The organism is Raineya sp., from assembly GCF_053497555.1.
Genome location: NZ_JBRCWE010000101.1, coordinates 1 through 26657, shown reverse-complemented (window position 1 = coordinate 26657; position 26657 = coordinate 1). Strand labels below are relative to the sequence as shown.

Below are 26657 nucleotides of genomic sequence, written 5' to 3'. Positions count from 1 at the left end.
AAAAATTTTCATAAATTCGTGCCAATTTCGTTTTTACTCAAAAATTTTGAACAACCCTTGAAAAATTTAAGAAAAAAAGCGTTCATAGGATTATTTTTCTTGCTTTTTTTGGCTTATGTTGGGGGCTATTTTTGGCTAAAAAGTAGTTTTCAGAAACTTGCTTTTCCAAGCCTTGTGGAAGTGCCAACCTTCTTTTTTTCTGAAAAGATGAAGCAATTTGGCTTGGAGTATGAAAAAGTTTCTCTACCAAGTGCTTATGGCAATATTGAAGCCTGTATTATTCCAAGCAAGTCGGAAAATAAAATTTGGCTTTTGTACTTGCAAAATGCAGATAAACTCTATTATTCGGAAAAAAATATTTGGCGATATAGAATTTGGAATTATTTGGGAATGAATGTGATAGTGCCAAATTATATTCTCGATGAGCAAACCCAATCGGTTGAAAGCCCCGAAAAGTTGTACCAAACGGCACTGGTTACCTATAATTATCTGAGAAACACTTTGGAAATTCCCTCTGATAGAATTGTATTTTATGGTGAAGGGGCGGGGGCTTATTCTGCTATACGACTTGGTAATGAAATGAGTTTGGCGGGAATAGTTGTTGAAAATGGATTTGTGTCTTTGCAGAGCTATCTGCAAGATTTGTACCCGATATTCAATGTTCGTTGGGTAGTGCCGAATTGGCTCAATGTAGAGAAAGAAATAACAGAACTGGATAAGCCCATTCTTTTTTTTAATTCTTTGAAAGATGAAACGTTTCCTTTTCGGCATACGCAGATGCTTTATGAAAAGACAGCTTCAGAGCGGAAAAAAATGGTTACGCTGAAAAAAAATCTGCAACAAATCAAAGAAAAAGATGGCAAAACCTATCAAAAAGCCCTTGCCGATTTTCTGAAAGAACTCAAATTGCGTAATTTGTGATATTTTTTTTGGTGCTAGTTGCTCTGTTTCTTTTGGCTTATGGAGGAATGGTGCTTTATTTTAGTTGGCTGTGGGGTAGGCTCAACTCTCAACTTGCTGTTTCCAAAGCGGGCAAGAGAGAGGAGAATAAATTGCTATCGGTAGTGGTAGTTTTTCGGAATGAAGCAGGCAATTTGCCTAAACTGATAGCAGATTTTATTCAGCAAGATTTGCCCCAAACATATTGGGAAATTTTGTGGGTTGATGATTTTTCGGAAGATGAAAGCTTAGAAATTGTAAAAAATGCCCAAAATTCCCTACCCAATAGCCATATTTTGAAAAATGATACCTTTTCTCATATCCTTTCGCCCAAAAAGCGAGCCATTACACAAGCTATCAGTCGGGCAGAAGGTAAGTGGATTGTATGCACCGATGCCGATTGCAGAGTACCAAGTTCTTGGTTAAGTGCTATTCTGGAATATTTAGAGCAGACAGATGTCTATTTCGTGAGTATGCCTGTTCGCATACTTGCCAAAGATAATTTTTTTCAGCAGTGGCAAGCAGTGGAGTTTGCCAGCCTTATAGGTACAGGAGCGGCTTGCATAGCTTTGCACAAGCCTACAATGTGCAATGGTGCAAATATTGCCTACAAAAAAACTATTTTTGAGCGAGTAGGTGGTTTTGCAGGTTCGGAGCATATTCCTTCGGGAGATGATGAATTTTTGATGCATAAGATAGCAACACAATTTCCTCAAAAAGTACAATTCCTGAAATCGCAAGCGGTGCTTGTAAGTACGCAAGCCAATGAAAATTGGAAGCAGTTTTTTCATCAACGCAAGCGTTGGGCAAGCAAATGGGAGCATTACCAAAATTCTTTCACCAAAATGCTTGCAGTATTTATTTTTCTTGCTAACCTTTCAGTTTTGGTGCTTCCTTTTTGGATTTTTGAAAAAACTTGGGTAGTTTTGGGCTTACTTGTTTTCAAATTTGTTGCAGAATTTGTATTTTTGACTGCCGTTTTGCGTTTTTTTCAGCAAAAAAAGTTTGCATTTTGGATACCTTTTCTGTTTGTTTTGTACCCCATTTATGCAGTTTTTTTTGCCCTAATAAGCAGACTGAAAAGCTATGAATGGAAAAGCCGACATTATGAACGAACTTGAGTTTGAAGTGCTTGACCAAATCTACTTCGTTGAAAGTTTTGCTAAAATACAGCAAGCCGTAAAAACTGATGAAACCACTTTGAAAAATACGCTCAAAGCAATGATTGAAAAAGGCTGGGTAAAATGTTTTTTGAACCAGTTTTCCGAAGTAGTAAGCAGTACCGAAGGTTTTGAGGATAACTTTCGCAACTACTACTATTTAGCTACCAAAGAAGGACTTTTAGCTCATAATAGCCGTTAGTATGCAAGCAGTAAAAGAAGAAGTACATCATTCGCCCGGGTATTACGTAAAGAAACGTTTTTTTAGCAATATCACTGCTGTTGCAGGTTTGGTAGTGGTTATTATTGCAGTAATTGTGGCTATTTTGGGCTATCTGATAATGCCAGATAGTACCCCCAATGCCGATGATGGCTCGGTGTATGTAAAGCTCAAGCCGCCGGGCTATGAAGCTACTTTTCTGAAAAAGCATAAAAATATCCCTCAATACAAGCCCTCTTTTTTTGAAAAAATGCTTTTTGGTTTGCCCAGCGAATATACCATTGTGCCTATCAAAAACTATCAGGTAAATAAAGAAACTTTGGAAGTTACTTATACAATGGAAGGGGTAACCAACAAAGATGATTCGCCCAAGAAAGAAAAATACAGCCTTGTTGCCGCAGTCAAGTCTTTGTATGTAGGCGAATTGAGTGGGCTTAAAAATCTTACTAATGCGGAAAAATTCAACGGAAAGCCCTACTATACCGAAGGAGAAAAGGTTTTTTATATTGACTACGAGGGCAAAATCAATCAGACTACGAAAGCCGAAATCATCAGCGAGTTTGAGCAAAAAAATATTGAAAAACGTACTTTCCTCTTGGGTACTGATAAGCAAGGCAGAGATTTGCTCAGTCGTCTGATTTTAGGCACGCGAATTTCTTTGGGCATTGGGCTGGTGGCAGTGTTTATTTCTGTGATATTGGGAGTAACTTTGGGTTCGCTTGCAGGGTTTTTTGGTGGGAAAATAGACTATGCTATCAACTTCTTGATGACTATCGTGTGGTCTATTCCACAAATTATGCTTGTAATTGTAATTAGTTTGGCTTTGGGAAGAGGTGTTTTGGGGGCATTTATTGCTTTGGGGCTTACTACTTGGGTAGAAATTGCTCGTTTGGTACGTGGCGAAATTATGGCTATCAAAGAAAAGCAATACATTGAAGCCGCCCGAGCATTGGGTTTGAGCAATTTTCGTATCGTGTTTAGGCATATTTTGCCCAATCTTTTTGGTCCGCTGATTGTAATGATTAGCTCTAACTTTGCCGCCGCAATTCTTACCGAAGCGGGCTTGAGCTTTTTGGGTATGGGGGCTCAGCCACCTACACCCTCTTGGGGAATGATGGTTTCTGAAGGTAAAGATTTTATCGGTTCGGATACGGGCTTGGGAGTGCATCTGATTTTTTATCCAAGTATGGCAATATGCCTCTTGGTACTTGCTTTCAACTTACTGGGCAATGGCTTACGCGATGCCTATGACCCCAAAATGCTTGTCAAATGATTGCCTTAAATACTCTTCTGCAAAAAAAAGAGCTATCGTTGGGGGCTTTGCTAGAAATTACGCAGGCTATCAACAACAATATGGCAGAAGAGCATTTGTACCGCATCTACAATTTTACATTGCGGGGCAATTTGAGCCTTCAAAAAATGGCTTTGTGGGTAAATGATTTTGGTAAATGGTATTGTAAAACGCATTTTGGCGTTAAAAATCTTGTAGATAGCCCTGATTTTGAAAAGTTTTTGCCCGATGCTCCTCAGGCTATTCTTCCTGTACAAGAAAGTGTATTTGCAGAAACTTTTGCAGAATTTGAATGGGTGATACCTGTTTTTCATAAAGGAAATTCCTTGGCTTTTCTTTTTGCTTCGGCGAGCCAAAGCAACCCCTTGGATGCCGATTTCATATGCACACTTACCAATATTCTGATTGTAGCGATTGAAAATAAAAAACTTGCTCAAAAGCAGTTGGAGCAAGAGGTTTTTCGGAAAGAGTTGGATATTGCTGCCAAAGTTCAGCAAAGGCTTTGCCCTAAAAATTTACCTCAAACCGAAAAATTACAGATTTCGGCGTATTATGCCCCGCACTTTACCGTGGGAGGCGATTATTATGATTTTATTCCTTTGGGTAAAGAAAAATTTTTGTTTTGCATAGCCGATGTTTCAGGAAAAGGTATTGCGGCGGCTATGATGATGGCTAATTTTCAGGCTTCTTTGCGTACCATTACTCGCCAAACACAAAATTTACGCGATATTGTCGCCGAACTCAACTACTTGGTTCTGCAAAATGCACAAGGCGAGAACTTTATTACTTTTTTTGTAGCCACCTACGACTACCAAACGCACTTTTTGCACTATATCAATGCAGGGCATAACCCACCTTTTCTCATAACCAATGGGCATTTGCAACGCTTGGAACAGGGTACAACGGTATTGGGTATTTTTGACCCCCTGCCCTTTGTAGCTGAAGCCCAAATGATTCTGAAAGAAGAAAGCCTTATTTTTGCCTATACCGACGGCTTAAACGAAACCATTAACGCCCAAGATGAATTATTTGGTGATGAGCGAATAGCCCTTTTGCTTAAAAAATGGGCATACTGCCCCTTAGAAAAATTGCACAGCGAATTTATTTTAGCACTAAACGATTTTCGGAAAGAAACACCGCTTCAAGATGATATTACAATGATTTCCTGCAAAATTTTACCTTGATGCGATATTTCAAAATTCCTGCTATTTTGCCCAAAGTGTTTCAATCTTTTTGGTGGCGGTTGCCCCAAGAAAAGCCTACTATTTTCCTAACCTTCGATGATGGTCCCATTCCCGAACTTACGCCCTTTGTGCTGGAAACTTTGCAATACTATAAAGCCCAAGCGACTTTTTTTTGCGTAGGCGATAATATTCGCAAACATTCTTCAATTTTTAGAACTATTTTGCAGGAAAATCATCAAGTAGGAAACCACACTTATCATCACCTCAACGCTTGGAAAGTTGGGAAAAGCGAATATTTAAACGATATTCAGCTTTGCCAAAACATAATGCAAGAAAAAAAAATAGACAATACTCTTTTTCGCCCACCTTATGGCAAATTGGCTTTTGGCTTACGAAAAGAAATTGAAAAAAACTTGAAAATTGTTCTTTGGGACGTGCTTTCTTACGACTTTGCCCCCGACCTTGACCGAGAGGTCTGCTTGCAAAATACTATCCAACACGCTGAAAATGGCTCTATTGTGGTTTTTCACGATAATATCAAGGCTACTCGGAATCTGATTTATGTCTTGCCCCGCTTTTTACAGCATTTTTCTGAAAAAGGTTTTCAATTTGCAAAGTTGCCTTCCGTGCAAACAAAAACTGCTGGTAGTAGTTTGTAGAAAGTACGAAAATTTTTACTTTTACGTTTCTGAACGAAATTGCTTGTAAAAGTCTCTTGTTAAAATCTTGCAAATTATTTTAATCTTGTTGTAAAAGCTATGACGCCATTTCAATCTGATGTAGAAGCTGCTGATGCTATCGCTCATTCGTACCAGAAACTCAAAAAAGAAATCGGAAAAGTTATCATAGGGCAAGAGGAAACCGTAAGGCTACTTCTTACTTCTATTTTTTCGCAGGGACATTGTTTGCTTGTGGGTGTGCCTGGGCTTGCCAAAACCTTGCTGGTGCAAACTTTGGCTTCGGTACTGGATTTGAGTTTCAATCGTATTCAATTCACCCCCGACCTAATGCCTTCGGATATTACAGGCTCAGAAACATTGGATAAAGACCGCAACTTTCAGTTTATCAAAGGTCCTGTTTTTGCCAATATCATTTTGGCTGATGAAATTAACCGTACTCCTCCCAAAACGCAAGCGGCACTCTTAGAGGCTATGCAAGAATATGCTGTAACGATTTCAGGCAAACGCTACGAACTGCCCAAACCTTTTTTTGTGCTGGCTACTCAAAACCCCATAGAGCAGGAAGGAACTTACCCATTGCCCGAAGCACAACTGGATAGGTTTATGTTCAATGTGATATTGGACTATCCGAGCTATCAGGACGAGGTGCAAGTAGTGAAAAACACTACATCAGGCTTGAAAGTAGAACTTGAAAAAATATTGAATGCGGAAATGCTTTTGTATTTCCAAACGCTTATTCGTAAGGTAATTGTGGCGGATAATGTGGTAGAATATGCTGTAAAACTCGTACAAAAAACTCGCCCTCATACGCAAAATGCTTCCAAAGAAGCCAACGATTATTTGGAATGGGGGGCGGGTCCCAGAGCTTCGCAATACCTAATAGTAGGGGCTAAATGTAATGCTTTGCTTCACGGCAAATATTCACCTGATATTGAAGACGTAAAAGCAGTAGTCAAGCCCATACTACGTCATAGAATTGTACGCAATTTCAAAGCCGAAGCAGAAAGAATTAGTGTTGATAATATCATTGAAGCCTTGTTGTAAGTGCTTATTCTCTTATACCCTAACAAAATCGGCTTATCAAACTACTAAACCTGACAGGTTTACCAAACCTGTCAGGTTTTGGTATAAAAACTCGCCTCATTAGTGTTTCTACTTGAAACTACAAACTTTCCCACTCTTGCTGAACGAAATGCACCAAATTTTTGATATACTCCGCTGAAAAATTGAAAGAAATATTCGCGGTTTGGTATATTTCGGGAATAGGTTTGGTGTAGCCCAAAGCAAGAGCATCTAAATAAGCATTCAAACCTTTTTTGAGGTCTTTTTGGGTATTTTGCCATACAGCAATCGCACCGAGTTGGGCAAAACCATACTCAATATAGTAAAAAGGTACTTCGTAAATATGAAGTTGCTTTTGCCAATGATACGCCTTGAATTGCTCCAATCCTTGCCAATCTATCATTTGAGGTGAAAATTCGCTGTAAATACTTACCCAAGCCTCTTTTCTTTGTTCAATACTATGGTTAGGGTTCTCGTAGAGCCAGTGCTGAAATTTATCTATACAGGCAATCCAAGGAAGTACTGTGAGAATATCCTCTAAATGTTCTTTCTTGGCTCTTTTGAGGTCTTGTTCATTTTTGAAAAATATATCCCAAAAGGGAAGTGTAATCAGTTCCATACTCATAGAGGCGAGTTCGGCAACTTCGGCAGTGGGGTCTTTGAAAGCATTGATTTCCAAATCTTTACATAAAATTGAATGAACAGCGTGTCCGCTTTCGTGTAAAAGCGTTGTTAAATCCCTTAAATTGGAAGTAGCGTTCATAAAAATAAAGGGATAGCCCGTTTCGGCAAGAGGGTAGTTGTAGCCGCCGGGTGCTTTATTTTTGCGAGAAGCCAAATCCAGATGCCCCATTTCTTTCATTCTACGGAGGCAGTTGCCTAAAAATGGGTCTAATTTATCCAAGCAGAGCGTTGTTTTTTCGGTTAGCTCATCAGTATTTTCAAAAACTTTGAGAGGGGGTAAGCCATTGGTATCGGCTTGCAAATCCCAAGGGCGAAGGCTCTCTAATCGCATAGATTTTTTACGTCGCTCAAAAATTTCATTGACAAGGGGCATCACTTCTTTATTGATAGCTTCGTGAAAAGCATAGCAATCTTGAGGCGAGTAATCAAACCTGCCCAAAGAGGCAAAGGCATAATCTCTGAAATTTTTAAAGCCTGCATTGATAGCAACCTGATGACGCAAGCGGATAAGTTCGGAAAGCAAATCGTCTAACTTATCTTTATCTGCCAAACGGCGATTTTGGATAGCCAAGTAAGCATTTTCACGGATATTGCGGTCTTGCTCATCAAGCAAATTGGCGGCTTGTTGTAAGGTAAGTTCCTCATTTTCCCAACGGATAGTCATAGCACCTGCAATAGCCCCATATTCACGCTCTTTTATTTGCAGTTCGGTAAGCAAAGGGATATTTTCTTGTCTAAAAATTTCTGCTTGCTTACGCAAAGAGCGTATCGTAATGCGAAAAGCAGGTTCAATATTTTGCAATTCGTCAAGGAAAGGACTTTGCAAGCATTTTTCGTTGAGCTTATGTGTGTATTCGGTGGCTTGTGGTTGTATTTGGCTTACAAAATCATTGAAACTTTGGGCAAGCGTTTCGTCAGCTGTATTGCAGGTCATTCGGATATAACGCCAAGCTAAATCTTCGGATAGCATACTTTCCAGCTCACTTCTATCTCGGAACCATTGTCTTAAATCATTTGCATTAGATATTTTCCTTTCCAAAAGGTTTTGGTAAAAAGGTAAAATATTTTCCCAAGATTGCACTTGAAAATCGGCAGGTAGAAAGTTTCTTTTTTTCAGCATAAACCGCTCATTTTTTTCTCAAAAATTCAAAAAAACCTTATTTTTGCCAAAGTTTTACTAAAAATTTTACGATTGTGGCACTATTTGGCTGGTTTTCCAAAGAAAAAAAGGAAGCACTGGATAAGGGTTTAGAAAAAACCAAGACAAACTTTTTTACCAAATTGGGCAAAGCCATTGCGGGTAAATCTAAAGTTGATGAAGAGGTACTCGACGAACTGGAAAACATTTTGATTTCGGCTGATGTAGGCGTACAAACTACACTGAAAATCATAGAACGCTTGGAAGAACGTGTAAAAAGAGATAAATATCTGAATACCGAAGAATTGGATAAAATCTTGCGGGAAGAGATTATGGCTCTTTTACAAGAAAACAAATCCGCAGATTTAGCAGATTTTGAAATTCCCAAGCTCAATCACCCTTACGTAATTATGGTAGTAGGGGTAAATGGCGTAGGGAAAACCACCACTATCGGAAAGTTGGCGGCTCAATATCATTTGAAAGGCAAAAAAGTAGTTTTAGGAGCGGCGGATACGTTCAGGGCGGCGGCAGTAGAGCAACTAAAAATCTGGGGCGAACGCGTAGGCGTGCCTGTGATTGAGTTGGGTATGGGCAAAGAGCCTTCCAGTGTGGTATTTGAGGCGGCTAAAAAAGCCTCTGAAATGCAAGCAGATGTGCTTATCATTGATACTGCGGGCAGATTGCACAACAAACTGCATCTGATGAATGAGCTTGCCAAAATGAAAAAAACCATTCAGAAATTTATTCCTGATGCTCCTCACGAAGTTTTACTTGTGCTTGATGGTAGTACAGGGCAAAATGCTGTAATGCAGGCACGCGAATTTACCAAAACCACCGATGTTACGGCTCTGGCAATTACCAAATTAGACGGTACTGCCAAGGGTGGCGTAGTGATTGGTATTTCTGATGAATTCAAAATTCCTGTCAAGTATATTGGCGTGGGAGAAAAAATTGAAGATTTGCAGGTTTTCAACCGAGCCGAATTTGTAGATTCTCTTTTCAAGAAAAGCTAAAAAGCCTTACAAAAGGCTTTTTAGTGTGCATTTAAGCAACATTTAATTCTGATTTCTTCCGCCTTGAAATGGGAATATTCTCACCTGTCGAGATTTCTAAAAATTCTTTTCCCCAAGTTTTGACGAACATTCTATTCACTGCAAAAGACCTGTGCGGTCGCAAAAATAACTCATCAGGTAGTTTTTGTAAAAGTGTTTTCAAAGGACGCGAAAAACAATACGTTTTTTCGGTAGTAAGTACCTGCGTATAATTGCCCATTGCTTGCAAGAAAATAATTTCATCAAAAGGGATTTGATAAGTTTGCTTGCGGTCGGAAATTTCTAAAAATTTTTTTGTGTTCAGATACACTGTTTTCACAAAGGGCAAGTTCCTGATTTTTTCAAATACCGCATACAAAGGACAATTTTCTTCTAAATCTACAATGAATTGTACAAGTTGTTTCATAGGCAAAAAGTTTTAGATAGTGAAACAAAAAGAAGTGTTTTTTCGTATTCATTTATACTACAAAAGCCCCCAAAGGTAACCGCCTTTTAGGCAAAAAAAACAGCCGCTTACGAAATTTGCAATGAATTTGCATTTTTTTCACACGAGTCCGTTTTAGCCTTTCACGAAATAAACAGCCTCATTCAGACAATAAAAAGACCTTTTCAAGTGCTTTGGAACAAAGATTGTTGTAAGAAAAACAGATTTTTTAATGTTTAACTCCAAAAAATAAAAAATTATGAAAAAACTAACTTACACAACTCGCATTTTGGTAGCCGTATTTTTTGGCTTACTGCTCACGTTTGGTGCTTGCAAAGGTCCCAAAGGCGATAAAGGCGACCCAGGACCACAGGGCGTTGCAGGACAAAATGGACAAGATGGAGCACCTGGACCCCAAGGACCTGCTGGACCCGCTGGTGCAAATGGACAAGATGCTTTCATTACTCTGGCTACTCCTGTAAGTTTTACTTTACAAGGAGCTAGATTAAGCGATAATACAACTCATTTGGGAGGTTCTCCTGCTGATGACAACGTACAACTGAATCGTTTGTCGCAAACGGTTGTTTACAACTACAATACATCTTCCTCAACTGGAAGCCTATTTATACAACTTACCAATGCTACAGGTTCTAACTTGGGTGTATTTTTACAATCAACCGCAAACAATATTGGTGCTTTGGCAGTATCTAATATCACAGGGGTTAATATAAATGGGCAAGTGAGAGTTCCTGTAACAGGAGGATTTCATCAAAAAAGTCTTGGAATATTTGACAGCAGCATAAACAACCCTGATACAATTAATATAACCTCTGTTAGCTACAATTCAAGCACAGGTATTCTCACACTCAACATCACACTCCAAGATCACTCTGGTGATGGCGATGGTAATACAAATGCCGTTGCCCAGAATCTTAACGGTAATACAGCACCTGCCAGTGGTACTATCACAATGCAAATTCCCGTAGCCAATGTAACATCTCGTACGCTTTAAGCATAGCTATACAAGAAAAAAACGAAGGAAAACAAATAGGGCATAGCTTATGGCTATGTCTTATTTTTTTTGCAAAAATCATTAAAAAAAATGCCCGAAATCATCTTGGGCATTAGCGTTTTTTTGATAACTTTACCCCAAACCATAAGAGCAATGAAGACCATTATCATTCCTACGGATTTTTCTGCCAATGCCGATTTAGCAGTAACACTTGTCTTACGTATCAACCAAGAAGAGCCTTGCCGCTTTGTATTTGTAAATGTTTCGCAACCCGAAATTCCTGTCAATCTTACAGGACAGCAACATAGCGAAGCTCTGGAAAATTATACTATTTTGCAAAAAGATAAGCTCCAAAAGCACATAGAAGCCCTTGGCGTGCAAGCCTCTGCCAAAAGAGAAATTGCTTATGTAGTGCGGTTAAGCCCTCTTGTAAGCGAAAGCATTGCCGAAATAGCAGAGCAATACAAAGCAGATTTGATTGTAATGGGAACTACGGGAGCCAGCGGAATGAAAAAACTTTTCTTTGGAAGCAATGCTTCCAATACTATTCAAAACTCAAAAGTGCCTGTAATTGCCGTACCTGCTTCTTATCAGGGTGCGAAAATTGAGCATATAGCCCTTGCCACCGATTTGATGAACCCCGAACCTAAAATTAGCAAAGTTTTAGAATTTGCTCGTATTTTTGATGCCAACTTGCAGCTAGTGCACGTTTATCCCAATTACCCTGAAATGGTAAAATTAGATACTTTTCCGAATCGCCGTTTTATTGCTGAACTGCGAGAAAAGCTCGCCTATTCTAAAATGGAACTCTTTTTTATGCAAACACGCAAAGAAAATGATATTCACGGCGGCTTGAAAGAGTTTGTACGCGTGTATAAACCCGATATGCTCGTGATGTTTACACACAAACGCAGTTTTTGGGATAAAATCTTTGACGGAAGTCGTACCGAAGAAGTCGTTTATACCACCAATGTTCCGCTACTTGCCATTCGTTGGGAGGTCAAATAATCAGAAATAGGGCTTCCATAAAACGAAGCCCTTGTTTTTTTCAATTAGCTTGCTTCTATTTCTTTATCCAAGTATTCTTGCACAACATCAATGGCATTATCAATAACATCACTCAGAGCTGTGATGAAAGTGCCTTTGCGAGTTTGAGCCAAGGAAATAGCGTGTTTGAGGGCATCAACTTCTTTGCGAATTACCTCGTGGGTTACTTTACGCTTAGATTTTTTGATACCTTTCAGAATGAGGTCAATGATTTCTTGTTCTGTTCTACCTCGCAAGTGTTTTTCTTGTCGGATAATGATGTGGTCAAACATACGAGCGGCAATGTTGGCACATTCCATAATATCTTGGTCACGGCGGTCGCCTACGCCTGCAATAATGCCAATTTTGTAAGGCGAATCTACATTTGCCAAAAACTCCTCAATAGCCAAATAACCCGCAGGGTTGTGGGCGAAATCAATCATTACTTGGAAATTGCGGAAGTTAAAAATATTCATTCTGCCCGGCGTTTGAGCAGGCGAAGGAATAAAAGTTCCCAAAGAAACTTTAATGTCTTCGGTCTTAAAGCCTGCCAAATAGCCCGCAAGTGTTGCAGTTAGGGCATTGGCAATCATAAATTTGGCTTTTCCGCCCATTGTAATAGGGATATGGCTTGCTTTTTCTACACGTATTTTCCACTCACCTTTTTTGATAGTAACAAAGCCATTTTCATATACGCAGGCAATTCCGCCTGCTTTGCAGTGCCTTTTTACAACAGGATGCTCCTCGTCCATACTGAAATAGGCAACATTACACTCTAGCTCCTTGGCAATTTTTACACAATATTCGTTTTCGGCGTTCAAAATTGCCCAACCATCGGGTTTTACGCTTTTGGGCACTACGGCTTTTACACGAGCCAAGTCATCAAGCGTTTCAATATCGTTTAGCCCCAAGTGGTCTTCGGCAATATTGGTAATGATGCCTATATCGCAACGACTAAAACCCAAGCCAGCTCTTAAAATTCCCCCTCTTGCACATTCTAAAACAGCAAATTCTACGGTAGGGTCTTTGAGGATAAATTCGGTGCTGTAAGGTCCTGTGGTATCCCCTTTTTCCAGAAGATGGTTTTGTACATAGATGCCATCGGAAGTGGTAAAGCCAACCCGATAGCCCATATTTTTTACAATATGAGCAATGAGGCGAGTAGTAGTGGTTTTGCCATTTGTGCCAGTTACGGCAATAATAGGAATACGAGAAGGCTTGCCCGGAGGATAGAGCATATCCAGCACGGGGGCGGCAACGTTCCGAGGCAAACCTTCGGCAGGAGCAAGGTGCATACGAAAGCCCGGTGCCGCATTTACCTCCAAAATTACTCCTCCATTTTCGGAAAGCGGTTCAGTAAGGTTGGGAGCCATAATATCAATGCCACAAATATCCAAACCAATGACACGAGAAATTCTTTCCGCCAAAAATACATTTTCGGGGTGCATTAGGTCGGTAACATCAATAGAAGTGCCTCCTGTACTCAAATTAGCGGTAGATTTGAGATAAACAACCTCTCCTTTTTCAGGAATAGTTTCCAGCGAATAGCCCTTTTTGGCAAGTAAATCAAGGGTATCTCTATCTACGGTAATTTCCGTAAGTACGTTTTCGTGTCCGTAGCCACGGCGGGGGTCTTTGTTTTCAATATCAATCAGTTCTTGAATGGTATGTTTGCCATCGCCTTTTACGTGGGCGGGTATGCGTTGGGCGGCGGCAACTACTTTGTGGTCTATGACCAGTACTCTAAAATCGTAACCTGTGATAAATTGCTCGACAATCACTCGGCGAGAGTATTTTTTGGCGTGTTTGAATCCTTCTAGAGCCGCTTCCCAAGTTTTTACATTGATAGAAGCCCCTTTGCCGTGATTGCCGTCCAGTGGTTTAATGACAATCGGATAACCAATTTTTTTGATAACCCTTGCCAAATCCTCTTCATCTACGCAAGTATCGCCTTTGGCAACAGGAATGGCATTGTTGGCGAGCATACGCTTGGTTTCTTCTTTATCGCAAGCAATTTCTACGGCAATATTGCTGGTTTTGCAGGTGATAGTTGCCTGAAACCGCATTTGATTTACTCCATAGCCCAGTTGTACCAAAGAGTTTGTTCCCAACCTTATCCAAGGAATATCGCGTGCTATGGCTTCTTCTACAATAGAGCCTGTACTCGGACCCAAACGTACCTCTTCACGTATTTCACGCATTTTTTGAATATCTTTTTGCAAGTCGTATTCCTCGCCTTTTACGAGGGCTTCGGCAATACGTACTGCGGCTTCGGCGGCGTAAATGCCTACTTTTTCTTCTACATAACTGAACACAACATTATACACTCCGGGTGTTTTGGTTTGGCGGGTTCTGCCAAAACCTGTATCCATACCTGCAAGTGTCTGAATTTCAAGAGCGATGTGTTCAATGACGTGCCCCATCCAAGTTCCTTCTTTTACCCGCATAAAAAAGCCACCAGGCACGCCCTCCGAACAGCGATGCTCGTACATAGAAGGAAACATTTTTTTCAGGCGGCTCAAAAAACCTTTGATTTTGTTGGTGGGCTTGTGTTCCAAATCCTCCAAATCCAAACGCATCTGAATAAGTTTTTTGCGTTGGATACTCCAAACATTAGGACCTCGCAAGGCTTGTATGCTCAAAATTTTCATAAGGGTAAAAATTTTAGTAAAACCAAAAGATATTTCGCAGATAGTTTTGGCAATAAAACAAAAATTTGCAAATAAGTCAATATTTAGACTTTTATTTTGTTTTTTGCTTTTAGCAAAAACTTTCGCTGATTTTTGAGAGGGTAAAACATAGCCAAAAGCAAAAACAGCAACCATTTTTGATATTTTCGCTCATAGCAATTGCAAAAAATAGCTTATTCAGTCTGCTACATTACGGCATAAGTTTTTTCAGTTTGCGAAAGCAATTTTTTCTCTCTATTTTTGCGAGCCTAAAAAATAGATTGTTACTATGTCTTTGAAATGTGGAATTGTAGGCTTGCCTAATGTAGGAAAATCTACTTTGTTTTCAGCACTCACCAGCATTCAGAATGTTGCGGCAAATTATGAATTTGCAACTATTGATCCCAATGTCGGCATCGTAGATGTACCCGATAGCCGTTTGTACGCTCTTGCCGATATTGTAAAGCCTCAAAAAATTGTGCATACTACCGTGGAGTTTGTAGATATTGCAGGGCTTGTAAAAGGGGCAAGCAAAGGTGGAGGACGAGGCAATGCCTTTTTGGCAAATATTCGTGAAGTTGATGCAATTATCCACGTTTTGCGTTGCTTTGATGACGACAACGTAGTACGCTCTGCCGGACCTGTGAACCCAGTTTCGGATAAGGAAGTAGTAGAAATGGAATTGCAACTCAAAGATTTAGAAAGCATTGAGAAAAAAATTGGTAGGGTAGAGCGTGCCGCCAAATCGGGAGATAGCAAAGCCAAAGTAGAATTTGAAGCCCTCAAACGTTACAAAGCTCATCTGGAACAGGGAAAAAATGCACGAACTTTGCCCGATGCTACCGAAGAAGAAAAAGAAGCCGTAAAAGACTTGTTTTTGCTCACAATGAAGCCTGTTTTGTATGTGGCAAATGTTGATGAAAAATATTTGCACGAAGACAATCATCACGTAAAAGCCCTTCGGGAAGCTGTAAAAGACGAAGGTGCAGAAGTGCTACGTATTTGTGCGGCTTTGGAGGCTCAGATTGCAGAAATTGCAGATAAAGAAGAACGTAAGTTGTTTTTGAAAGAGTATGGATTAGAAGAATCGGGCTTAGATGTACTCATTCGTGCCGCTTACAAATTGCTCAATCTCATTACGTACTTTACCGCTGGCGAAAAAGAAGTACGTGCTTGGACCATAGAGAGAGGCTGGAAAGCCCCCCAAGCCGCTGGCGTGATTCACTCCGACTTTGAAAGAGGCTTCATCAAGGCAGAAGTTATCAAATTTGCTGATTTTATGCAATATAAATCTGAACAAGCCTGCAAAGAAGCAGGTAAAATGGCTATGCAAGGCAAAGATTATGTTGTAGAAGACGGCGATATTATGCACTTCCGTTTTAATGTGTAAGTTTGGTATTAGAGAAATAGGAATCAGGAAACAAGAAGCGTGAAACAAGATTTTTAGACATTAGAAAATTGATTTCGTACGTAAAAAACAAATGATAAAGCTTAAAGCCCTGAACGCTGAATTTTTTGAATGTAAATAATTCTGCCAAAATTTACCATTTGAGCCAATGATTAGCTTCCCAAATGCTAAAATCAATTTAGGGTTGTATATTACCGAAAAACGCCCCGATGGTTATCATAATCTAGTTTCTTGCTTTTATCCTGTACCTCTGCAAGATGTTTTGGAAATTTTGCCTTCTGAAAAATTAACTTTGGAAATCAAAGGGTTGGCAATTGAGGCTTCGCTTGAAGAAAACCTTTGTTACAAAACCTACAAACTGCTTTCCCAAGATTTTGCTCTGCCACCTGTTCGCATTGTTTTGCTGAAAAATATTCCTATGGGTGCAGGGCTTGGCGGCGGCTCGGCAGATGTAGCCTTTTTGATAAAAATGCTCAACGAATATTTCAAGTTAGGTTTAAGTCTTGAGCAAATGCAAGCCTATGCCAGCCGTTTGGGGAGCGATTGTGCTTTTTTTATAGAAAACACACCTAAAATTTGCTTTGCCAAAGGAGATGTTTTTTTGCCCACGGGCTTGAATTTGAAAGGTAAAAAAATAATGATAGTGTATCCTCGTTTTGCGATTTCAACAGCAGAAGCATATAAAGGTGTAAAGCCCACACCTATTGGGTTTGATTTACAGAAAGCCATAGAAAGCTCTCCGCTACACGAATGGAAAAACTGGCTCAAAAATCAGTTTGAGGAGCATTTGTTTGAAAAATACCCTATTTTGGCAGAAATTAAGGCTCAACTCTACGCACAAGGAGCTTTGTATGCGTCTATGACAGGCTCGGGCTCTGCTATTTATGGAATTTTTGATAGCCTTCCTCAAACCTTTCGCTATTCCGAAAAATTTTGGATATGGAAAGGGGAGATGGTATAAAGCATTTTATCGCAAAATCTGCACCCAGCCTTTATAGACTTGCTCGGCTTCATCAGGATTGAGGCGAAGAAACCGAACCCTTGCCACATAATAATACAAACCTGCGGGCAACTTGCCACCTCCATCGCCATCTCCTTCAAAAGTAGTATTACCTGCCCAATTGATACGAATATCATTATCTCTGAAAAATACCCGCTTCCCCCAACGATTATACACTTCAAACTCTACTTTTTCTACAAAAGCCACCGAATAGGCATCATTTTCATAAGGTTTGAATACATCATTGATTAAATCGCCATTGGGGGTAAAAGCATTGGGCAAATAGAACGTAATGCAGTTATCTACGCAAACCTCATTACTTTTTTCGCCCTCGTTGCCTGCCTTATCTACTGCCGAAACAGCATAACAACCTGCCAAAGAAAGTAAATTGGTGTGGTCAAAAGTAAATACATTACCCGCTACTTGTGCGATTTCGGCGTAGTCTGCTTTCAGGTTGGGTTTGTAGTAAATCTTGAAAAAGGCAATGTTGTTGGGTTCAAACTCGCAACCATCGCCAATATTTCCACAAAAAGCAGGTGCAGGGTTGCCTGAGTTATCATTTACCCAAGTAAGTCTATTGAAAAAGGGCGGTGTTTGTCGGAAATTGTTACAATCTATTTCAGCAATGCTCAAAATCGGCGGACAGGGTTTGATTACATCTTTTGGCGAGCCTGAATTGATTTGAGAGTTATTTACCAGTGGCACAGCCAGCTGCTGATAGTAATTGCTGATAGCGTCGTTAAAATACCAACCCCTTGTAGTAGTGTAGTAGAAGTAATTGCTCTGAAGCAGTACGTTGCTATCATCAAAAATACCAGCATCTTGGAAAGTAGGGAAGTAGTCGCCTACGTCTGTAAAGCCACTCGGCGAGCCTTCGGCTCGGAAAATATCGTGATTGAAACGGCGGTTATTGCCCCAAGGGACATCATATTTCCATACCAAACGCAAACAGCTACTTACAAATTGAATATCCAAACGCACCGTAGAAGCGGCATCAGAAGAATCACGAAATACTTTGCTGGCTTCATTGGTAGCATTTGCAAAAAAAGCTATGCGATAATGATACTGCCTATCGCGTGTGTTGAGGTTGTTATCCGTAAAGCGTATAAGAGCCGTATCGGCAGGATTTACATTCAAAAGGCTAAATACTTCGGTATAAGTTACACCGCTGGCAGGACGAATCCCTTCGCCACGATACACTTTATAGCCAAAAGGAGCAGGTGGCGTTCCGTTGGGAAACTGAAATGGTTGAGCAAATTCTACTCGTACTTTACCTGTGGTGGTGGAAGTTTCTGTTACATCAACTTTGGTAAAAATGGGAACATCAACGGCAAGTGAAGTACAAACTTCATCAGAAGCATAACTTTCACCACCTTTGGGGCGAGGAAATACCACCGAAATTCGGTATGAATACACCACACCAATTCGGGCGGTGCGGTCGGTAAAAGAGGTTGCTGTTGCGGGTACTCTGCCTATTTCGTAATAACCTTGCCCATCGGGGGCACCTACATCACAAACAGCAGGGTTATTTGTCGGACAGCCCTCTCTTCGCCAAATGATGATTTCTTGTGCCTGCGAAGCACATACATAAGGAGACCAAGTTAGATTGATGAAATCATTTACATTATCTACGGTAGCCAGCAAATTCTGCGGTTTGGGACCTACTACCGTAATTTCCCAAACTTTTATATCTACCAAAGCAGGTTGTAAGGTAGGGGGCGGGTTATCTGTAACTTTCACAATGACTTGATAAGGTCTTTCGCGTATGTATGTACAAGAAGGGTTCCAGTTGAAAGTAACAGCGGCAGGGGTTACCAAGCACTGATTCACGTAGTTCCCACCGCTGAAAGTAATGAAAGGTTTAGGATTGGGAGCAGAAGCATCAAACATTTGCCCTGTAAATTCGTAACGCATACAATGCCCGTCGGGGTCGGAAGCGGTAATTTGGGCGGTAAGGTTTTCGTTGGCGGCAATGCAAATATTGTTAGGAACATTCACAATAGGACGACGATTGTTGGAATTGCGAACAATAATTTGCATATCGCGAATTACATAGCCCAAAAATATGTAATTGCCATTAGGGGTTCTACGCCATTCTTCTACCCGAATAGCAATATTAAAACAGCCAATCGTGTTGGGCGTGTCCCAAGTTACGGTGCCTTGTGTAGCACTGATGCCAAAAGAACCCGGTCCGCCCGCTTCGGCAGGTCCTAAAAAGTTGCTGGGGTCTCGGTAGCCTCTAACATTGGTATTTAAGCCACTCTGAGGGGTTACGAGCTTAAAAGCAAGACTATCGCCATCGGGGTCGTAGGCACCGGGATTATGTAAAAATTTTTGCCCTAAACCTGCAAAATCCACGGGGCGAGAAAGAAGTACAGGCGAATTATTTATGCCCAAAAACTGATTGATAACGATTTGTGTTTCTACATACAAATCTGTTTGGTCGGGAGAAAGCATATTTACCACACAAGCATTCCGAAAACTTTCTGAAAAAGCCACCTTGAAAGAACCTTGTCCGGGAAAAGTGTAAGTAGTTTCGTATCTGCCTACATCAACATTGGGGTCGCTGGCGTCTAAATTCACAAGGGGTACGTTTTCAAGTCTTGCAATAACTTGGTTGCTCGCACCATAAATAACAATAGTAGCTGTTTCCGAAAGCTCTGCAGTAGCTCCGGTGCCAAAAAAATTCACTTTATCCCGATACACTATCAGTGTAATGCGATAGGTAAGCGAAATAGGGTCTAAACGTGTAAGCGTAATTTGTCCTGCTTGCAAGTGTGTAGCCCAAGCCTTGCTAAAACTTGTAAGCAAAAGGAGTAAAAGAATAATAGAGCGAAAGATTTTCATATTTTCCAAAGTTTAGACATCGTTTCAGAATAGCGAGGTTTTACATATATTCGCTTTCTGCTCTAAAAGGTAACAAGCAATTTAGTCAAATTTCAAAAATTTTGCAATTTTTTTCTCGCCCGATTGCGGAATAAAATGCACAAAATATATGCCATTTGCCCAATTTTCTACTCTGAAAGCCACTTCTTGGGCAATAGCAGAAACTTTACTTTCGGCTATTTTTTGCCCTATACTATTGAAAAACACCACTTCGCCTGCTTGCGTAGTGCGGATATACACATATTTTTTCGCAGGATTAGGCATCAGCCAAAAGGCTGGTTCAGTGGTAGAAACTGCATTGGGGTTTTCGTTTTGTAGAATTTGCACGCCGCCCGCCAAAGAGCCAATGATTACATCAGGTTTTCTATCCGCATTGAGGTCGGCACTTGCAAGAATAAGGTTTTTTCCCCACCTTTTACTGCTCAATTCTGTTTCTAAAAACAAATTTTGCCAATTTACACTGCTATTTTGATAGATTTCTCGCAGATTGCTTAGGAATTTAAGTTTGCCTTCATCGGTGGCAAGAGCTAAATCATCTTTGCCGTCTTGGTCAAAATCGGCAATGCTTATGCTCGGATTGCGAGCTGTGGCAGAAATGGTAGTTTGCAAGAAATTTTTATTCCTTTCAATAAAGTTGCCTTTCCAATTTTCTACAAAAACCAAATTGCCAAGTGGCTTGGCAAGGATAACATCAAGGTCGCCGTCTTGTTCTATATCGTAAAAGTAAATCTTATCACCTCGTTCAATTGCCAAAGGGAAAGGAATAAAATTTTCGTTGAGTTGAACGGCATTGTTACGCGGAGCTTGGTTAGGCAAAAAATACACAATATTTTTCTGTGTTTCGCTTTCCAAAGCCGAAAAAACTAAATCCAAACTGGCATCTTGGTTAATATCTACCCATTGCGGTACAATTTGGATAAACTTTTTTTGGGAAAGGGAGAGAAAATCAGCGTCTTCTAATACAAAATTAGCTTTCTCGAGCGTACCCTGATTGCGATAAAAGTGAATAGTCGCAAATTTCTGTTTAGAAGCGGGAATAGTAGTGGCAGTGTAAAAGCTATTACCTACAAACATATCCAAATCACCGTCGCCATCGTAGTCTATAAAAGCAGGAGCAGAATCTTGCCCTACATCAAGCATTGTATTTTGCAAAAAGTTTTTTTGAACGAAATGCCAATCGGGAAGGCTATTGGTGTTTTTATTTTCATAGAGCCACACGGAATTTGCAAAATCGGCATTGCCGTTTTCGTCTTCTTTGAGATTGGAGCAAACCATAAGGTCTTTTTTGCCGTCAAAGGTTACATCAAAACTATACAAAGCGGCGAAAATAGCAATATCAATGGGTTTGTTATGAGGGAAGTTTGTGGTAAAGCTACGAAAAATAGCCCCTTTGTTAGTGCCCTGATTGAGCATTACATAGGTTTTATCACAACTCACCCCCGAAAGCATTATATCCAGCAAGTTGTCGTTATTTAAATCGGCAAGCAAAACAGCCGAACCTGTATGCAAAACCTTTTGTCTGCCATCAGAGGTGCGTAAATTATTGAAAGGACAAGCCACATCAAAAACAATATCATCGCAGTTAAGTTCATTGATAAGAAAATCACCCCAGCAGTAGTTGATACGCTCAAATTCTAAAAAATTTGCATTACCGTAGCGTTCTTTGCTTCGGTTCAGGTGCAGTTCGATAAGTCCGTTATGGAAATCAAGGAAAAGAGCATCAAGGTCGCCGTCGTTATCTACATCATAGAAGGCAGGAATATCCGTTGAAAAAATAGCCAAATTGTAAGGGAAAGCAATATTACTGCTTTCGGTCATTAGTAGGTCATAGGTTTTTTGAAAAGTAGGCTGATAGGCAGAAACATTGAGGTAGGCTTGTACGCCAAAATTATAGCCTGCGAAAATATCTTTTTTGCCGTCAAAGTTGTAGTCGTGCAGAAGCACCCAACCTGCGTCCTCAAAATCGGGGAAAAATTTTTCATATTCGGGGGTGTAGCGATATTTTTTTTCAGCGGGGCGGGCAAGAAAAGTGTAAATTTTTTGATTGGCTCTATCGTAGATAAAAAGGTCGTCTGTGCCGTCTTGGTTGAGGTCTATGGGTGATATTTGAGGCGAATTTAAGCCCCCAGCCCAAGCATTTTCAAAATTTCCCCCTTGTATTTGATGTAGAGTTTTTTGGGTAAAAGTGAAATTTTGAGCTTGCAAGCTCTCAATGATAAAAAAGCACGCAAACCAGACCAATCGTGTTTTCATAAAAACTTTTTTGGAATAACATCAAAATTAGGAAAAAAGTTGGAAAGCCCAAATATTGATTTTGGGTTTCGTCAAAATCACTAATTTTACGCAAAAAATAAAAATAATATGCTCATAGCTATTGGTGCAGACCACGCAGGTTTTGCGTATAAAGAATCTGTAAAAGAATGGCTTTTACAAAAAGGCTTTCAAGTAAAAGATTTTGGCACGCATAGTGCCGAATCGGTAGATTATCCTGATTTTGCTCACCCTGTTGCTCTTGCCGTAGAAAATGGCGAATGTAAAAGAGGTATCCTGATTTGTGGCAGTGGCAATGGAGTAGCAATGACCGCCAACAAACACGCCCAAATTCGTGCCGCTCTATGCTGGAACGAAGAAATTGCCCGATTGGCTCGCTTGCACAACGATGCTAACATTATCTGCTTGCCTGCTCGTTTTGTAAGTACAGACGAAGCTCTAAAAATGGTAGAAACATTCTTGAAAACTGATTTTGAAGGAGGTAGGCACGAAAACCGAGTGAAAAAAATGATTTGCGGGTAGATTTTCAGACTTGTGCAACATACAATTTGTGCAATTGCAGAAGCATATCAATAATTTCGTCGGTAGTAAGAATGTGGTCTATCTGCGGGGCAAGCTCCAAAGCGGCATTGGGCATTGTATCAATGAGGCATTCTTTGGGTTCTTGGACAATGGTAAGCCCACCTCTTTCGCTGATTCGCTTCATTCCAAGTCCGCCATCACGATTTGCCCCTGAAAGCAAAATGCCAATAAGTTTATTACGAAAAACATAAGAAGCCGTTGCAAAAGTAATATCAATTGCGGGGCGAGAGTTATTGACCATTTCTTCGGTAGAAAGCGTAAAAGTATTGCCTAATTCTACGCCCAAATGATAATTGGCAGGGGCAAGATAAATACAGCCCTTGCGGATATGCTCTTTATCTTCGGGTTCTGTGATAATTTTGCTACTTTTGATATTAAGTGCTTCGGCGAAACCATTGCGTACATCTTTGAGCCTGTGCAAACACATAATAATAGGAACTTGGAAATCTTCGGGCAAATGTTGCAAAATCTTGCTTATCACCTGAAAACTCCCTGCCGAGCCACCTATTACAATCGCTTTGTACTGATTATGCAGATTGTATTTATTTTTTTCCAAAACAACTGCCATTCTGCTAATCTCTAATTTTTTTGTAGATTTTATCCTCGTTATTTACCACGATAAATTTATTTGCCAATTCGCACCAAATCAAAGATTCTTTTGAACCTATCACCAGATAGCCGTATTTGAACAAACTTTCGTGAAATAACTTCAAGACCTGATTTTGCAGCGTTTGGTTGAAATAAATCATTACATTTCGGCAAAGGATAAGGTCAAACTTACTGAAAGGTGTTCCTGTAACTAAATTTTGCTCACGAAACTCTACATTTCTTACAAGATTTTTGTCCATTACGGCTTTGCCGTTTTCTTCGCGGTAGTATTTTTCCAAAGAAAACTTTCCGCCAAAGGCGGCGTAATTTTTCTTATTTACCTCCATATTTTTGAGGTGATAACGAGCCTCGCGAGCTTTATCCAAAATTACGTGGTCTATATCGGTAGCTACAATGCGGACATTATCCAAAATTCCCATTTCTTCAAGCAAAATTGCCATAGAATAGACCTCTTCTCCTGATGAGCAACCTGCGTGCCATATAGAAAAGCGATTATTGTTTTGCAAGATATGAGGAATAATCTGATCGCGTATAGCTATCCAGCACGTAGGGTCGCGAAACATCTCCGTAACATTCACCGTAATTTCAGTCAGAAACTCCTTGAAAAATTTAGCATCTGCATCTAAACGGCGAACCAACGTAGCTACGCTATCCATCTTATAGACTTCCAGCACTCTTGCTACTCTTCTTTTGAACGAAGACATTGCATAATTCGTGAAATCGTAATCGTACTTTTGCCGTATTAAATCGGTTATCAGACGAATTTCGCTGATTTCTATTTCCTGCTCTAACATACCCGAATAATTTTGCCCAAAATACAAATTTTTATGAAAACTTTACAAGTTTTGATAGCAAAAAAGCAAACCTTATGAAGATTTGCTTTTTTCGTATCTTTAAACTTTTACTAAAACTTACCGATAAAACTTATTCAAATACCTTGCCACAAAATAAAATTATGAGCGTGGTGTAATATTTGAATGTATTTTATCTTTTTTGTAATAACGTAAAAATGAGGGTTTTTGTTATACAAATGCTGTATAAAATTGTTCTACCTCACCAAGAATTTGTATGATTTCGGCTTCTGTAACGGCTTCTACCAATCTCATTCTAAACGATTTGAAATTTTCAAAGCCCTTAAAATAGCTTGCGTAATGCCTACGCATTTCCAAAATGCCCAAGCGTTCTCCCTTCCATTTTACTGAAAACTGCAAATGTTTCTGACAGGCTTCTATACGCTCCTCAATAGTTGGCGGAGGTAGTAGCTCACCTGTTTGTAAGAAATACTTGATTTCTCGGAAAATCCAAGGATAACCAATTGCGGCTCTGCCTATCATAATACCATCTATACCATAACGATTTTTATAGGCGAGGGCTTTTTGAGGGCTATCAATATCACCATTTCCAAAAATAGGAATTTTGATACGTGGATTTTCTTTTACCCTGCCGATGAGCATCCAATCTGCTTCACCTTTATACATTTGCACACGTGTTCTGCCGTGTATAGTAAGAGCTTGAATACCAATATCTTGTAACCTTTCGGCAACTTCTTCAATATTTTTGCTGTTTTCGTCCCAGCCTAAGCGTGTCTTGACGGTTACGGGCAAGTGAGTAGCCTTTACCACAGCTTCTGTCATTCTGACCATTTTAGGAATATCCTGCAATAGTGCTGCTCCTGCCCCTTTGCAAGCTACTTGTTTCACTGGGCAACCATAGTTAATATCTATTAAGTCAGGGCTAACTTGGGTGGCTATTTCTGCAGAAATTCGCATTGTTTCAATATCAGAGCCAAATAGTTGTATGCCGATAGGGCGTTCGTATTCAAAAATATCTAATTTCTGCTTGCTTTTTACGGCATCTCGTATCAATCCTTCGGAAGAAATAAACTCGGTGTACATCAAATCTGCCCCACCTGCTTTGCATACAGCCCGAAAAGGAGGGTCGGAAACGTCTTCCATCGGGGCTAAAAGCAAAGGAAATTCTCCTAACTCTATTTTTCCAATTTTTACCATTGCCAAAGATTTTTATGCAAAAATACAAGAAAAAAAGCGAATTAGAAAGAGCCAAATAAAATCCACAATATTTTCACAAAAATTTAATGTAGAACTTTTCAAATATTTGGTATAATTTTTCAAAGAATTTGTTAGTTTTGCCCCTTTATCATTTTCAACGCAAAAATTTTTATGTATTATTCCAAAATTGCAGGTTTAGGATACTATGTACCTGAAAATGTTGTTACGAACTTTGATTTAGAAAAACTGATGGATACTTCTAACGAATGGATTATAGAGCGTTCGGGTATTCAAGAAAGGCGTTTTTTTACAGAGGGGAAAGATACCACTGCCACAATGGCGGCAGAAGCCTCTAAAATAGCCCTACAAAGAGCAGGTCTGCAAGCCCAAGATATAGATTTGATTGTACTAGCTACTTTGAGTCCCGATTACAATTTTCCCGGTTCAGGCGTACTTTTGCAGAGGTTATTGCCTTTTCGGGAAATTGGGGCTATTGATGTCAGGGCTCAATGTTCGGGTTTTATTTATGGGCTTTCTATCGCCGACCAGTATATCAAAACAGGAATGTATAAAAATGTTTTGGTAGTTGGTTCGGAAATTCAGTCCAATATTTTAGAGCTAAGCACTCGTAACCGAAATTTTGCGGTGCTTTTCGGAGACGGAGCAGGAGCGGCAGTATTGCAAGCAACTACCCAGCCCGAAAGCCGCATACTTTCTACACATTTGCACTCGCAAGGAGCGTACGCAGAAGATTTGATGCTTGAACACCCCGGCGGAAGGCTTAAACAACGCATTTGGGCTACTATGGTGGAAGAAGGCAAACATCTGCCTTTTATGCAGGGACAGGCTGTTTTCAAGCACGCTGTTCAACGTTTCCCCGAAGTGATTCGCGAGGCTCTGCAAGCCAACGGCTATACCGAAGCTGATTTGGATTTAGTAGTGCCACATCAAGCCAATTTACGCATCACCAAGTACATTCAGCAAGTAATGAACTTGCCTGATGAAAAAATTGTAAGTAATATCCATAAATACGGCAATACTACGGCGGCGTCTATTCCCATAGCCCTTTGCGAGGCTTATGAGCAAGGACGCATCAAAGCAGGGGATTTGGTGTGTCTTGCGGCATTCGGTAGTGGATTTACTTGGGCTTCTGCTCTTATTCGTTGGTAGTCTGATTTCCAAGAATATACAAAAAATATTAAAAAAATTTTTGAAAAAAATTTGGAACTTAGAAAAAAAAGTGAAACCTTTGCAGTCCCAAACAAAAACAAAGGAGTTTTAGCTCAGCTGGTTCAGAGCATCTGCCTTACAAGCAGAGGGTCGGGGGTTCGAATCCCTCAAACTCCACCCC

22 protein-coding genes and 1 tRNA gene are annotated in these 26657 nt (G+C 40.1%); 15 read left to right on the top strand and 8 right to left on the bottom strand.

The features are described from left to right. Nucleotides 1–57: 57 nt before the first annotated feature. The 7 genes from ACWITO_RS12980 to ACWITO_RS12950 all read left to right on the top strand — a co-directional run bounded on the left by ACWITO_RS12980 (nt 58) and on the right by ACWITO_RS12950 (nt 6518). A complete protein-coding gene (locus ACWITO_RS12980) occupies nt 58–921 on the top strand; it encodes a hypothetical protein (protein WP_448530423.1) in 864 nt (287 codons plus the stop codon). After that, nucleotides 918–2060, top strand: a complete 1143-nt coding sequence (locus ACWITO_RS12975; protein WP_448530422.1) for a glycosyltransferase — start codon at nt 918–920, stop codon at nt 2058–2060. Before ACWITO_RS12980 ends, ACWITO_RS12975 begins: the two co-directional genes overlap by 4 nt. Next, nucleotides 2047–2301, top strand: a complete 255-nt coding sequence (locus ACWITO_RS12970; protein ID WP_448530421.1) for a transporter — start codon at nt 2047–2049, stop codon at nt 2299–2301. Before ACWITO_RS12975 ends, ACWITO_RS12970 begins: the two co-directional genes overlap by 14 nt. 1 nt (nt 2302) lies before the next feature. Then, nucleotides 2303–3592, top strand: coding sequence for an ABC transporter permease (locus tag ACWITO_RS12965; protein WP_448530420.1), 1290 nt, complete (start codon nt 2303–2305; stop codon nt 3590–3592). Next, nucleotides 3589–4794, top strand: a complete 1206-nt coding sequence (locus ACWITO_RS12960) for a PP2C family protein-serine/threonine phosphatase (protein WP_448530419.1) — start codon at nt 3589–3591, stop codon at nt 4792–4794. The genes ACWITO_RS12965 and ACWITO_RS12960 overlap by 4 nt, the downstream gene beginning before the upstream one ends. Beyond that, entirely contained in the window at nt 4794–5453 is a 660-nt protein-coding gene (locus tag ACWITO_RS12955) for a polysaccharide deacetylase family protein (protein WP_448530418.1), read from the top strand. The genes ACWITO_RS12960 and ACWITO_RS12955 overlap by 1 nt, the downstream gene beginning before the upstream one ends. Before the next feature lie 99 nt (nt 5454–5552). Further along, the gene (locus tag ACWITO_RS12950; RefSeq protein ID WP_448530417.1) at nt 5553–6518 is read left to right on the top strand and encodes an AAA family ATPase; all 966 of its coding nucleotides are present in this window, start codon (nt 5553–5555) and stop codon (nt 6516–6518) included. A 118-nt stretch (nt 6519–6636) separates the two neighbouring features. Here ACWITO_RS12950 and ACWITO_RS12945 read toward each other — a convergent pair whose 3' ends face one another. After that, entirely contained in the window at nt 6637–8340 is a 1704-nt protein-coding gene (locus ACWITO_RS12945; RefSeq protein WP_448530416.1) for a M3 family oligoendopeptidase, read from the bottom strand. Nucleotides 8341–8414: 74 nt separating this feature from the next. On the opposite strand from ACWITO_RS12945, the gene ftsY reads away from it, so the two are divergent. Next, entirely contained in the window at nt 8415–9371 is a 957-nt protein-coding gene (gene ftsY / locus ACWITO_RS12940) for a signal recognition particle-docking protein FtsY (RefSeq protein ID WP_448530415.1), read from the top strand. Between the two features lie 31 nt (nt 9372–9402). Here the strand turns inward: ftsY and ACWITO_RS12935 are convergent, their stop codons facing one another. Next, entirely contained in the window at nt 9403–9816 is a 414-nt protein-coding gene (locus tag ACWITO_RS12935) for a LytR/AlgR family response regulator transcription factor (RefSeq protein ID WP_448530414.1), read from the bottom strand. A 277-nt stretch (nt 9817–10093) separates the two neighbouring features. Here ACWITO_RS12935 and ACWITO_RS12930 point away from each other — a divergent pair, with 277 nt between their 5' ends. Further along, nucleotides 10094–10846, top strand: a complete 753-nt coding sequence (locus ACWITO_RS12930; RefSeq protein WP_448530413.1) for a collagen-like triple helix repeat-containing protein — start codon at nt 10094–10096, stop codon at nt 10844–10846. 90 nt (nt 10847–10936) lie between these two features. Then, the gene (locus ACWITO_RS12925; protein WP_448530412.1) at nt 10937–11854 is read left to right on the top strand and encodes a universal stress protein; all 918 of its coding nucleotides are present in this window, start codon (nt 10937–10939) and stop codon (nt 11852–11854) included. Nucleotides 11855–11898: 44 nt separating this feature from the next. Here ACWITO_RS12925 and cphA read toward each other — a convergent pair whose 3' ends face one another. Beyond that, nucleotides 11899–14523 carry a cyanophycin synthetase gene (cphA, locus tag ACWITO_RS12920; RefSeq protein WP_448530411.1) on the bottom strand — a complete coding sequence of 875 codons (2625 nt, stop codon included), beginning with the start codon at nt 14521–14523 and terminating at the stop codon, nt 11899–11901. Between the two features lie 307 nt (nt 14524–14830). On the opposite strand from cphA, the gene ychF reads away from it, so the two are divergent. After that, nucleotides 14831–15931 carry a redox-regulated ATPase YchF gene (gene ychF / locus ACWITO_RS12915; protein WP_448530410.1) on the top strand — a complete coding sequence of 367 codons (1101 nt, stop codon included), beginning with the start codon at nt 14831–14833 and terminating at the stop codon, nt 15929–15931. A gap of 166 nt (nt 15932–16097) precedes the next feature. Then, nucleotides 16098–16910 (top strand): 4-(cytidine 5'-diphospho)-2-C-methyl-D-erythritol kinase, encoded by an 813-nt coding sequence (ispE, locus tag ACWITO_RS12910; protein WP_448530409.1) that lies wholly within the window; start codon nt 16098–16100, stop codon nt 16908–16910. A 6-nt stretch (nt 16911–16916) separates the two neighbouring features. Here ispE and ACWITO_RS12905 read toward each other — a convergent pair whose 3' ends face one another. Together ACWITO_RS12905 and ACWITO_RS12900 are read right to left on the bottom strand one after the other, a co-directional pair. Then, nucleotides 16917–19796, bottom strand: coding sequence for a T9SS type B sorting domain-containing protein (locus ACWITO_RS12905; RefSeq protein WP_448530408.1), 2880 nt, complete (start codon nt 19794–19796; stop codon nt 16917–16919). A gap of 81 nt (nt 19797–19877) precedes the next feature. Further along, on the bottom strand, nt 19878–22088 hold the full coding sequence (locus ACWITO_RS12900) for an FG-GAP-like repeat-containing protein (RefSeq protein WP_448530407.1): 2211 nt from the start codon (nt 22086–22088) through the stop codon (nt 19878–19880). 108 nt (nt 22089–22196) lie between these two features. Here ACWITO_RS12900 and rpiB point away from each other — a divergent pair, with 108 nt between their 5' ends. Next, a complete protein-coding gene (gene rpiB / locus ACWITO_RS12895; protein WP_448530406.1) occupies nt 22197–22628 on the top strand; it encodes a ribose 5-phosphate isomerase B in 432 nt (143 codons plus the stop codon). Nucleotides 22629–22632: 4 nt separating this feature from the next. Here rpiB and ACWITO_RS12890 read toward each other — a convergent pair whose 3' ends face one another. From ACWITO_RS12890 to dusB, 3 genes are all read right to left on the bottom strand, one after another. Beyond that, complete coding sequence (locus ACWITO_RS12890; protein WP_448530405.1) at nt 22633–23256, bottom strand: chemotaxis protein CheB; 624 nt, start codon at nt 23254–23256, stop codon at nt 22633–22635. 4 nt (nt 23257–23260) lie between these two features. After that, the gene (locus tag ACWITO_RS12885) at nt 23261–24091 is read right to left on the bottom strand and encodes a CheR family methyltransferase (RefSeq protein WP_448530404.1); all 831 of its coding nucleotides are present in this window, start codon (nt 24089–24091) and stop codon (nt 23261–23263) included. 228 nt (nt 24092–24319) lie between these two features. Next, complete coding sequence (dusB, locus tag ACWITO_RS12880; RefSeq protein ID WP_448530403.1) at nt 24320–25306, bottom strand: tRNA dihydrouridine synthase DusB; 987 nt, start codon at nt 25304–25306, stop codon at nt 24320–24322. A 171-nt stretch (nt 25307–25477) separates the two neighbouring features. Between dusB and ACWITO_RS12875 the strand changes: the two genes are divergently transcribed. Together ACWITO_RS12875 and ACWITO_RS12870 are read left to right on the top strand one after the other, a co-directional pair. Continuing rightward, a complete protein-coding gene (locus ACWITO_RS12875) occupies nt 25478–26476 on the top strand; it encodes a 3-oxoacyl-ACP synthase III family protein (protein ID WP_448530402.1) in 999 nt (332 codons plus the stop codon). A gap of 102 nt (nt 26477–26578) precedes the next feature. Further along, nucleotides 26579–26653 (top strand) — tRNA-Val (locus ACWITO_RS12870). The last annotated feature ends 4 nt before the right edge of the window (nt 26654–26657 follow it).